Raw genomic sequence first — 12,396 nt, forward strand, 5'->3', positions numbered from 1 at the left:
TAAAACACTCTATAACAAGCTTATAAAAATCAACAATTCTTACCTAAAACAACTTATCTTTGCATCATGATACATAAAGCAGGATTTGTAAATATTATTGGAAACCCAAATGTTGGGAAATCAACCTTAATGAATGCCCTAGTTGGAGAAAAACTATCTATCATTACTTCAAAAGCACAAACTACTAGACATCGTATTTTAGGTATTGTGAATAATGAGGACTATCAAATAATTTTTTCTGATACTCCAGGAATTATTAAGCCTGCTTATGAGTTACAAGAATCTATGATGGATTTTGTAAAATCTGCTTTTGATGATGCTGATGTACTTATTTACATGGTAGAAGTGGGGGAAAAAGAATTAAAAAATGAAGCCTTCTTCAATAAGATAATTCATAGCAAGATTCCTGTAATTTTACTATTAAATAAAGTTGACAAATCTACTCAAGAAGAAGTTGAAACTAAAATTGAGTATTGGAAAAAGAAAGTTCCTAACTCTTTTATCTATGTAATTTCTGCACTAGAAAAGTTTAATGTCGATAGTGTTTTTTACAAGATAATTGAACTTTTACCTGAGGCTCCACCTTTTTACCCAAAAGACCAATTAACAGATAAACCAGAACGCTTTTTTGTTAATGAAAAAATACGTGAAAAGATTCTACAACATTACAAAAAGGAAATCCCTTATTCTGTAGAAGTAGAAACCGAAAGCTTTATTGAAGAAGACAACATTATAAAAATTCGTTCTGTTATTATGGTTGAGCGTGAAACCCAAAAAGGAATAATTATTGGTCATAAAGGAAGTGCTATTAAGCGTGTTGGTACTGAAGCACGTAAAGACCTTCAACAATTTTTCGACAAGAAAGTTTTTTTAGAGTTATATGTAAAAATAAATAAAAACTGGCGTTCTAATGAACGACAATTAAAACGATTTGGGTACAAAGATTAACCCCTTTTTATTGTTCGTAGCAACTCTTTGGTATATTCTTTTAGTTCATCCATTTGTTTTTTTCCAGTAGATTTTCCTAAACTACCAATCAAATAAAGTGATATCCAAACAATAGGTAACACTACCAGCATTACTATAGGTAACATAGTTGTTTTTTTTAACGACCAATTGCTATAAGTTATAACAGCAAAAATCAAAAACGCAGTACCTACTAAAAAATGCAAAAACATAAAAAAGGTCCATACTTGAGGTTTAGGCCCAAATAACCCTTTTACACGTGAAGTTTCTTTAGAAACTTCTTCTATTTCAATATGCAATTGAGGAGACCATAAATGCGATTCCCTTTCTGGCACATCAACCACTACATGATTATCTACAACCTTCATCTTGTACTTAGAAGCATCGTTTAAACGCTTCTTTATTTCTTCTAATAAAACCTGAGAGTTTATTTCATATTCTAATTGAAAACGAGGTTTTAAAAAAATCTGATTGTATAATTTATCATCCATTAAAATAACATATTAAGTGCCAACAATATAACAAAAACTATATACTCTCTAAAATTCATTACAAATCATCCACTAAATTGTATCTTTGCACAAATTTTTTGCAAAATGAGTATTATTGCGATTGTAGGAAGACCAAATGTAGGTAAATCCACTTTATTTAACCGACTAGTAAAACGCCGTGAAGCTATTGTTGATTCTGTTAGCGGAGTAACAAGAGATCGTCACTATGGAAAATCTGAATGGAACGGAAAAGAATTTTCTGTAATCGATACAGGTGGTTACATTGTTGGTTCTGATGATATTTTTGAAGGAGAAATACGTAAACAAGTTCAGTTAGCTATTGACGAAGCTGATATTATTGTTTTTGTAGTTGATGTTGAGCAAGGTATTACACCTATGGATGCCGAAGTTGCCAAAATTTTACGCCAAGTTGAAAAACCGCTATTTATGGCAGTTAATAAGGTTGATAATGCAATGCGTGACGCCGATGCTGTAGAGTTTTACAACCTTGGTTTAGGAGATTACTATACTATCTCTTCCATTAATGGAAGTGGAACAGGAGAGTTACTAGATGCCATAGCACAAGAAATTCCTAAGCCTGATGAGAATGAAGACAAAGAAGATGAATTACCTCGTTTTGCCGTTGTTGGGCGCCCGAATGCAGGAAAATCATCATTCATCAACGCTCTAATTGGGGAAGACAGAAATATTGTAACCAATATTGCTGGAACTACTCGAGATTCTATCGATACAAAATATAATCGTTTTGGGTTTGAATTCAACTTAGTTGACACGGCTGGAATTAGAAAGAAATCGAAAGTAAAAGAAGATTTAGAGTTCTACTCAGTAATGAGAGCTGTTCGTGCAGTTGAACATTGTGATGTCGCTATATTGGTTATTGATGCTACTCGTGATTTTGAAGGACAAGACGAAAAAATATTTTGGTTAGCAGAGAAAAACCGAAAAGGGGTTATTATTTTAGTAAACAAATGGGATTTGGTTGAAAAAGAGACCAATACTATGCGTGATTTTGAAGCCAAAGTTCGTCAAGCAATTGCTCCTTTTACTGATGTTCCAATCGTATTTATTTCTGCATTAACTAAACAGCGTATTTTTAAAGCTATTGAAACTGCTGTTGACGTTTTTGAAAACAGAAAACGCCGTATTCAAACGAGTAAGCTAAACGAAACAATGTTAGAGATTATGGAGCATAATCCGCCTCCAGCAACAAAAGGTAAATTCATAAAGATAAAGTACTGTATGCAATTACCAACGCATACACCTCAATTTGCTTTCTTTGCTAATTTACCTCAATATATTAGAGATCCTTATAAGCGTTATATTGAAAATCAATTACGTGAACATTATAACTTTAATGGAGTGCCAATTAGTATTTATTTCAGGCAGAAATAAGTTTAACAATATTTTACTATTAAAAAGTAGTTTTTTCCCTTTATTTGTAGCACATTGAAAATCATATTGCTATAACATAATGAAAAAACTATTTTTTATTTTTACCCTACTACTTACTAATTCAATTTTTGCTCAATCATATCCGTTTAAAATCACTGGTACGATTAACTCAGAAAAAGATAAAACTACCATAGAAGCTGCTACAGTTCATTTAGAAAAAGTAAAAGACAGCGCTATTGTAACGTACACTATTTCTAACAACAAAGGAAAATTTTCTTTAGAAGGAAAATCTTTTAATAAAGATGTAAAACTTTTTATTTCTTATGTTGGAATGGATAGCTACTCAAAATCAATTCAACTAGATAAAACCTCCAGTCTTAACTTAGGTACTATATTCTTAAAAGAAGAAAGCAACCTACTGGGCGAAGTAGTTATTCAATCAAGGGCTCCTATAACCATAAAAAAAGATACCTTAGAGTTTAATGTAAAATCTTTTAAGACTAAAAAAGACGCTAATGTTGAAGACCTTTTAAAAAAGCTCCCTGGTGTTCAAGTTGATGAAGATGGAAAAATTACTGTAAACGGAAAAGAAGTTAATAAAATACTGGTTAATGGTAAACCTTTCTTTGGAAACGATCCTAGCATTACCACTAAAAATTTAACGAAAGATATTATTGAAAAAGTTCAGATTACTGATACTAAATCTAAATCTGAAGCTTTTACTGGAGAAAAAGGAGATGCCAACAATAAAACCATAAACCTAACCATTAAAAAAGAAAACAATAAAGGGTGGTTTGGTAGAGTATCTGGTGGTACAGGAACTGACAAACGCTTTGAAGGAGCTGCCATGGTTAATCGTTTTGATAATAATCAACGGTTTAGTATATTGGCTAGTACCAACAACATTAATTCTCCAGGATTTAGCTTTGGTGAAATTCAAAAAATGTTTGGAGGTGGCGGTAATGTTTGGATAAACAGAAACGGTGGTTTTAGTATCAACGGAAGACGTTTTGGTGGTGGTAGTGGTATTATAAAATCAAAAACAGCTGGAGCAACTTATGCTGATAAATACGGGAAAGGTTTTGATGTGAATGCCAACTATTTTTACTCTGGAAGTACTTCTAACAACGAATCGAAAAGTAATAGAGAATATACACTTCCAGACAGGAGATATTTCTCTTATTCAACTACCACTTCTGATGATGAGAACCATAATCATAGTTTTGACACTGATTTTGACATTGAAATAGACTCTACGTTTTTAATCAATATTAAACCCAGCTTTATTGTTAATGAAAGAGAAGGAAGTAGCCGCAGACAGGAAGAGTCTTTAGATGAAGACAATATACTTACTAATAACTATGTAAGTTCTGCATACTCTAAATCTTTAGCAAACAATTTTCAAAACAGGTTAGATATCACCAAAAAACTAGGAGCTAAAGGTTCTTTTATCAAAGCTACTATAACCAACCGTATTGATAAAGCAGATACTGAGGAAATTAACAAGTCTACCATTGAAGTTTTTGGAAACAATCCTAGTACTGAAAATAGAGATCAAAAAAGCACTATTGATAACAATTTAATGGGGCTTACTACTCGATTAGTTTATCGTTTTCCTTTAGTTACTAAAAAACTCTTTTTAGATACCAAATACCGTTATCAGCGTGATGAACGTGAAAACAAAGAAAATACTTTTGATTTTAACAACACAACGCTACAATACAGTGATTTTAACACAGACCTAAGCTCTGATTTCACCTATAACGACATTACTAAGACTCCATCATTAGAATTGGTATACAGGACTAAAAAATGGCGTTTAAACTTTCAAACTGGTTTTGTCAATAGAACATTAGAGAATAATGACAAGTTACGTCCTGAATTAAGCTTACAAAAAGAGTATAACAATTTGGATTTAGATGCTAGTTTCAGATATCAATTTGACTCAAAGGCTTCTATTTATTTTGACTATAATTTAAGTAACAACTCTCCTAACATTAGTCAAATTCAACCTTTTTCTGATGTTACCAATCCATCAAATATTGTTACAGGTAATCCAAACTTAAAGCCTACACAAAATCATAGAGTATATATGAATTTCAATAAATTCAACTGGCAAGCTCGCACAGGATTTTGGTTTTATGCAAATGGTACACTTTATAAAAACCAAGTAATTACCAACACCTCTATTAGTGATGACTTAGTTAGAACTACTACCTATGAAAATACAGATGGTGGTTATGATATTTGGGGAGGTGCTAGCTATAGTAAAAAAATAAAGCTAGATTCTATTACTAGTATTAACCTTAGAGCTCGTACAAATATAAGCGCCAATAAGAACTTTAATATTTTAAATAATGTAAAAGAAGGGGCTAAAACCACATCTTTACGACCTAACTTTAGAGTTACGTTAGACTGGAATAAATTAGCAATGATAGAAACGAGTTACGAAATTTCATTTTCTAATACAAAATACGATATAAATAACAATCAAAATCAAAACTTTACCAGACACTCTATTAATATAAGAACAAAAACAAACGTTCCAAAAAAATTAGAGTGGAGAAATGATATCCGATACACATACAACCCGAATGTAATTGGTTTTAATAAAGCTGCTTGGTTTTGGAATGCTACTTTAGTCTATTCTGTACTAAAAGACCAAGGTAGTATTAGCTTAAAATCTTACGATTTATTGAATCAAAACACCAATGCGCAGCGTAGAGCTACCTCTAACTATATTGAAGACTCTGAAAGCACCGTGCTACAACAATACTTTATGTTAGGTTTTAGCTGGAAATTTAATAGTTTAGGAAAAAAAGGAAAAATTAGAGATCATAATTTCCACTTTTAATTTTCTTTAAAAAACAGCAAAACTCTTATCTAAACTGATAAGAGTTTTCTTTTTTTTATTGAAGTGATAAAAACCTGAAGAAAAAAAGGTTTATTAATGTACTAGTAACATAATTTGTATTCATGTGTCTGAGTTATTGCAGTACCCCCTTGAAATAATTTCAAGAGTATTAAGAAGTTTCTAACTTACTCTATGCATTTTCATTATAAAAACTATTCCTGAATTATAAACTCACTTCTTCTATTTTCTTGGTGTTCTTCTTCACTACAAAAAACATCATTTTCACATTTATTTACTAATTGAGTTTCTCCATATCCCCGTGATTTTAATCGGCTTTTATCAATACCTCGATTTATAATATATGCTTCTGAAGACCTAGCCCTACTATCAGATAATGCTAAATTATAAGCATCATTTCCTCGACTATCAGTATGAGACCTAATATCTATTTTCATTTCAGGGTGTTTTTTCATAACCGCTACTATTTTCTCCAATTCAACTGCAGCATCAGGTCTAATGTTTGACTTATCAAAATCAAAATAAATAATAATATTTAGTAATTTAGCAATATCATCTCCAGGCACCACCACTTTTTTATGAGGAGTCAACTCTAAATTATGTTCACGTTCATTCTCACCTGCTTTAGAAAACACATCATCTCCATCAAAGCCTAGCTTAGTTGCCTTAATAATATAGTTCTTGTTGATATCTACTTCATAGTCATAATATCCTTGTTCATTTGTTTGTATCGTGGTTATTACCTTATTGTTTACATCTGTTATGGTTATAGTTGTGTTAGGCATAAGCTCTTTAGTATGACGGTTAGTTACAACTCCATAAATTTTGCTTTTAAACAAATCGTTAATATCCTTGGTTTCTACAAAACTATAAATATCGTCATGACCTAATCCATTAGGTCTATTAGAACTAATGTATCCTTTGTGTTTCTTAATAGCAAAAGAAACATCATCAAAAGCAGAATTTATAGGAGTCCCAACATTTAAAGGGCTTCCAAAGCTATCTTCATAGATCTTAGAATAAAATACATCGTAACCACCTAGTCCATAATGCCCATCAGAAGAAAAATATAATTCGTTATTTTCTGTTATAAAAGGAAAAGACTCTCTTCCTTCTGTATTTATTCCATTTGCTATAGTTTCAACCTTTCCTAAAGTTCCATTATTATGGATAGGGACATAAAAAATATCTGTTTGCCCTATAGACTCTGGTCTATTAGACACAAAGTACAATCTTGTGTTTTCTTTATTTAGTGCTGGATGCGCTGTAGAAAAATAATCATTATTAATAGATAAATCTTCTATATCCGTCCATTTCCCATTTTTTAAATGAGCGCGGTATATTTTTAACCTTATATATTTAGGATTAGATTTACCATCAGGTGTTTTATTATTCCTTGTAAAGTACATAGTTTTCCCATCTTTAGTAAAAGCTGGGGTAGTTTCGTGGTATTTAGTATTAACACTACCTTTTAATTTAACGGGTTTACCTATAATACTATCACCTTTCATTTTTGCTTCATATAAATCCATAAAAGCTAAACCATCCCATGCACTTATTCTTTTAAACATAGAGATTGTGTCTCTTGTAGAAGCAAAAACAAACTTATTATCAACTATTGTGTTCCCAAAATCGACTCCTGAGGAATTAATTTCTAAGGGTGTTAAATGATACCTCCCAGAAGCTTTTAAAAGTTGTTCATGAGCATCAAGAGATATTTTTTCATCATTTCTTGTCAGGTTTAAAAATTGTTCATATTTTTCTTTAGCCTTTTGTTGCTCTCCTACTGACAGTAAAGATTGTGAATGTCTTAAGTAGTGAATTGCCTCTAAAGTAGTATTTTCTTTAAACAGTTCGTTATACCATTTTGAAGCTTCTTTATAATTCGCATTAAAATAATACACATTTCCTAAGCGTTCAAAAAGTTCTGCTGATCTATAACCTGATTCCGCCACTTTTTTATAAATATCTATCGCATCTATAAACGCTGCTTGACTATATTTTTCATTTCCCTTTTTAACTTTGTTTTCTTGTGAAAAACTAGACCAGCTAAAAAGAAACATTATTACCAACAAAAAAAGTAGTTTTTTATCTAACATGTTATTGTTTATTGTATTAAAAGAACCTTGGATTGACTGTTGATCTTACTTTAGTAAAAAATTCAAATCTTAAAAATATTTCGTGTGATCCAGAGTTATAATTTCCTAACTCAGTTGTATCATAGTCATAAGCATAACCTATCATCAATTTATCACTTGCCTGTAATGCTACTAAACCGCTAATAGCTGCATCAAACCTATAAGCTGCTCCTAAGGTAAATTTTTCATTAAACAAAAAGTTTGCCGATACATCAATAGCTAAAGGAGATTCTGTTATCGCTTTTACTAATAATGCAGGTTTAAATTTAACTGACTCACTTAATTCAAACACATACCCTCCCATAAGATAAGCGTGCATTTCTTCTGTAACTTCTGTAACTTGGTTGTCATCATAATGACTAGTTCTCAACAAGTTAGGAGATGATAAACCAATGTACCAGGTATTGTCATTATACCAATAAAACCCTACCCCAACCATTGGCGAAGTTCTGCTATTAATATTATTTCTAAAATCTGGGTCGTTAGGATCATTAATAGCTAACTTATCATAGTTTACATCTAATATATTAAGCCCTCCTTTTAATCCAAAAGACAGTTTTGTTTTTTCAGAAGTTTGTATTGTATAAGAAAAGTCAATTGCAATATTGTTTTCAATTGAAGGCCCTATTTCATCTCTAATGAATGCCATTCCTAAGCCTATTCCTTTGTTACCTATAGGAGAATTCAATGAGAAACTAAAAGTTCTAGGAGCGCCTTCTAACCCAACCCATTGGGTACGATGCAAGCCATTTAAAGACAACATACCACGACTACCAGCATAAGCAGGGTTTATTACTTGTGTATTATACATGTATTGAGTGTATTGTGAGTCTTGTTGTGCATGACAATACCCAAAACTTAAAACATATACCAATAGCCAAATATATTTTGTTTGATAGCTTTTTATATTTGTTTCCTTATTCATGCCTAATGCTTATTTTTTATCACTTGTTAAATATAAATACCCTGTTGTTTTATACGATTTTGTTTCGTTATCACCAAAAGGATAATCAAGTTCCAAAATATAATAGTAGGTTCCTGTTGGTAATTTGTTGTCTTCATTAATTGTTAAACGGCCATCAGAATAACCTCTAAAAACATTATTTCCAACCCCATAGTTATCTGCTTCATAAACTTTAACTCCCCAACGGTTAAATATTTTAACTCTAAGGTTTTGTACACAACTATCATCTAGGTTATCAATTAAAAAGTAATCATTTTTTCCATCTCCGTTAGCTGATACAGCATTAAATATGGTTAACCCACAAGGTGAAACACTCACATCTAATACCCTAGCCAAAGTATAAATACCATAACCTGAAACTATGCTTGTTACGGTTTTATTATCTACATCAACAATACCTCCTTCATCTACCCATTGGTTGTTTAGCTCATCCCATCTTACAATTCTAATAGTATTTTCTTGAGGGGGTGCATAAATTTGTGCAGGGGTGGTTTCTTCTCTCCAAGAAAGGGTAACTACTACATCTGAAGTACCAAAAGTTCTATTTAACACCCAATATTCTGTATTATCAATAAATTCAATATGAGCTTCTTTTTGATTATGAGGATATATGTTATTGGAATTCTCGAACGTATATTTTCCATCAAACCCATCTGACTCCAATTCTGGAGCACTAATAGCTGTATACCTGTAATAACCTCCATCTCCAATTGGATAACTAAACTCAACATTACCTTCTTTTAAAACAACACCATCTGTATGGCTAATATCTGATACGCCAATATGGTAACCATTTTGTTCGTATATGAACAGCCCCTTATAATCGTCGTTATTCACAATACCCCTTTCATAATTACTCTCGTTAGCTATGCTTATCGTGCCATATAGGTGGAATGGATCATCACTAGCTTTATTACTAAATAAGGCATTGTACAAATAACTTCTGTTAGCTCCAGTAATATCTTGATTATTAAACCCTATAAAACGGGTTAAACCGCCATCAAAAAAATCCACAACGCCATTATTATTAAAATTAGCATAGATATAGCTATCACCATCGTTGAAAAATTCGCCTGTGCTGGTATTGTCTAAATCTTCAACCGTAGAAAATATAGTTCCGCTACCAACTACCAATACTCCTGTATTAGTAGTTTGCCCTAGAGCTACACTGCTAATACATATAACGAGTATTGTGTTAATGATTTTTTTTGTCATATTTGTTTATTATTTATTATAAACCTCTACTTTCATTTTTGTCAACATACTTTCAAAGTCACCATTATATCCAGAATAACCAGTAGGGTCATAGTTTGCAATAACACTTCCTGCCCAGGCTGAATAGCGTACTTTAAAAGTATAGGTTCGGAGGTATATGTAAAGCATTGTTTGGAGTTGTGGTATTGATACCAATTTTGTTTTGACCCAGTATAATGTCTATATTCAATACAACTATTACTATAGTTATAAAAACTTTAAATTTCATTTTTGTTCTGTTTTTCGACTGTATTATAATAAAGCCATTATTAAATTAATTTTCTTTTAACAACAAGGTTTCCAAACGTTCTAAACGGGTTTCAAGTTCCTGTATTTTTTTGTCCTTTTTATCTAACAATTTTTGTTGCTCTATAGTATGCAAGTAAAGTTCCTCTACTTTCTCTAACACTTGTACAGATAATTCCGTAGGGTTTATAACATAATCGCCTTTTTCATTTTTAGACAGGGCATCTATTTTAGTAATACCTGGTAAATGGCGGTTTTTATTAATAAAATCTTCAACCTCACTTAATAATTTAAATGAATAAGCCTTGTTTAATTTTGAAGTACCCTCAAAATAATCTTCAAATACATAATCGGCATAAATAGAAGTTGTGGTTAACATCGCGCCATTTATTGCTAACACTACATTAGAGTCGGTTGTGCCCAACATATTGTTGGTTAAAACACCTACTTTACCTGTTTGGTAAATGTTTTGAGTATTTGATGTTGCTTGTGTACCAGTAACCTGATCGAACCAAGGTTCACTAACACTGCTTAAGCCAGCAGCAGCCACAGTTTTTAACACCCCATTGGCATCGGCTACCACCACGTTATCGGTTGCGGTATTACCAGTATATGCTGCCGTATTAATATCGCGAATCTTTACACCATTACTACCTATATCCAGCATTTCAGTAGGTATAGCAGTAGCTTCTGTTCCGGTTATACCTATTCCGGTATAACTATTATATAATACAGTTATAGCATTTTTTAAATTGGCAGTACTACCTACACCAATTTGAAATACGGGTTCTGTTAAAGCTGGCTGATCATCAGCAGGCCTTGGGTTACCCGTGGTTTGAATCGCATTATATTGCCCAATAGCCACTTGAAACCCTGAGGTGGTTTGTAAATCATTTCCTATTAAATAATTTCCCGCACCATTAGCGGTGTTCCTTGCACCAAATAAATAATCTTCGTATAAACCATTTGGTGTGTTATTGACCACATTATCCATCCCAAAAATAAATGCTCTACCTGAATTTGTTGCATTTCTAAGCCCAGCTACGAAGCTCCAGTTACCTTGATTTGAAGAAGTTCCAACTTGGTTACCATTACCAAATACAGCGGAACCCGTACCCCACAATTTATTGGCATGCCCCATGACAAAAGAATATGCTCCTGCAGCTTCGTTATTAGAAAATGCTCCACCAGCAGCAAAACCAGCACCAGAACCTAATGCAACAGCATTATTTCCTGAAGCAATATTCCCAAATCCAGCAGCAAAACTATTAACTCCAGTTGCTTGGTTGTTTTCACCAAAAACGGCAGAATTAGCCCCTACAGTTCCAGTGTGTCCTGTCCCACCATGTACGACACCCTCTACATCTAGGGATGTGCCTGCTAGGTTATCTATTTTTTGTACAGCTACATTTCCCATTTGGTAAATATTTTGGGTGTTAAGCGTTGCTTCTGTATCGGTAGCTTGATCAAACCAAGGCTCAGTAAAGGTTGTTGCATCTATAAACGAACCGCCATCAACCCCCACTTGTACCAAGTTATTTGCATCGGCACTTACTATCTCTGCTGTACTGATACCTCCATCTTCATCTGTATAGGTTATCGCACCAGTAGTATCATCTTGAACCATGCTCGTTAACGTTTCGTGTTGTGCTATTAAAGCTGCTATATCTAAGGTAGTAGTTATTCCTTCTTCATCTACATAATTAATCGTTCCTGCCGCTACGTCTTGGGAGATGCTTGTTAACGTTTCAAAGTTTGAAATCATTCCACTCAAATCTATAGCGTTTGCTGTTCCATCTTCATCATTATAGGTTAAAACACCTGTCGTAGCATCAAAACTTGCACTGGTTAACGTTTCGTGTTGCGCTATTAAAGCTGCTATATCTAAGGTAGTAGTTGCTCCTCCTTCATCTACATAATTAATCGTTCCTGCCGCTACGTCTTGGGAGATGCTTGTTAACGTTTCAAAGTTTGAAATCATTCCACTCAAATCTATAGCGTTTGCTGTTCCATCTTCATCATTATAGGTTAAAACACCTGTCGTAGCATCAA

General features: G+C 32.8%; 8 protein-coding genes and 1 pseudogene. 3 read left to right on the top strand and 6 right to left on the bottom strand.

Going from position 1 to position 12,396, the window contains the following annotated elements; genetic code table 11:
* Positions 1-66 precede the first annotated feature (66 nt).
* Complete coding sequence (era, locus tag ACKTSW_RS03365) at positions 67-948, top strand: GTPase Era (protein ID WP_408023860.1); 882 nt, start codon at positions 67-69, stop codon at positions 946-948.
* Here the strand turns inward: era and ACKTSW_RS03370 are convergent.
* Positions 945-1,457 carry a GTP-binding protein gene (locus tag ACKTSW_RS03370; RefSeq protein ID WP_408023861.1) on the bottom strand — a complete coding sequence of 171 codons (513 nt, stop codon included), beginning with the start codon at positions 1,455-1,457 and terminating at the stop codon, positions 945-947. The two genes, era and ACKTSW_RS03370, sit on opposite strands and share 4 nt — an antisense overlap.
* A gap of 105 nt (positions 1,458-1,562) precedes the next feature.
* Between ACKTSW_RS03370 and der the strand changes: the two genes are divergently transcribed.
* Together der and ACKTSW_RS03380 are read left to right on the top strand one after the other, a co-directional pair.
* Positions 1,563-2,870 (top strand): ribosome biogenesis GTPase Der, encoded by a 1,308-nt coding sequence (der, locus tag ACKTSW_RS03375; RefSeq protein WP_408023862.1) that lies wholly within the window; start codon positions 1,563-1,565, stop codon positions 2,868-2,870.
* 79 nt (positions 2,871-2,949) lie between these two features.
* A complete protein-coding gene (locus ACKTSW_RS03380; protein ID WP_408023863.1) occupies positions 2,950-5,724 on the top strand; it encodes an outer membrane beta-barrel protein in 2,775 nt (924 codons plus the stop codon).
* Between the two features lie 212 nt (positions 5,725-5,936).
* Here ACKTSW_RS03380 and ACKTSW_RS03385 read toward each other — a convergent pair whose 3' ends face one another.
* From ACKTSW_RS03385 to ACKTSW_RS03405, 5 genes and pseudogenes are all read right to left on the bottom strand, one after another.
* Positions 5,937-7,805: an OmpA family protein gene (locus ACKTSW_RS03385; protein ID WP_408023864.1), complete on the bottom strand. Its 1,869-nt coding sequence runs from the start codon at positions 7,803-7,805 to the stop codon at positions 5,937-5,939.
* A gap of 52 nt (positions 7,806-7,857) precedes the next feature.
* Positions 7,858-8,805, bottom strand: a complete 948-nt coding sequence (locus ACKTSW_RS03390; protein ID WP_408023865.1) for a PorP/SprF family type IX secretion system membrane protein — start codon at positions 8,803-8,805, stop codon at positions 7,858-7,860.
* 9 nt (positions 8,806-8,814) lie between these two features.
* Complete coding sequence (locus ACKTSW_RS03395) at positions 8,815-10,059, bottom strand: gliding motility-associated C-terminal domain-containing protein (RefSeq protein ID WP_408023866.1); 1,245 nt, start codon at positions 10,057-10,059, stop codon at positions 8,815-8,817.
* Positions 10,060-10,068: 9 nt separating this feature from the next.
* Complete coding sequence (locus ACKTSW_RS03400) at positions 10,069-10,227, bottom strand: hypothetical protein (RefSeq protein WP_408023867.1); 159 nt, start codon at positions 10,225-10,227, stop codon at positions 10,069-10,071.
* Between the two features lie 145 nt (positions 10,228-10,372).
* A pseudogene (locus tag ACKTSW_RS03405) lies at positions 10,373-12,396 on the bottom strand (hypothetical protein); the annotation flags it as partial.

This window comes from Tenacibaculum sediminilitoris, assembly GCF_964513795.1.
Lineage (GTDB): Bacteria > Bacteroidota > Bacteroidia > Flavobacteriales > Flavobacteriaceae > Polaribacter > Polaribacter sediminilitoris.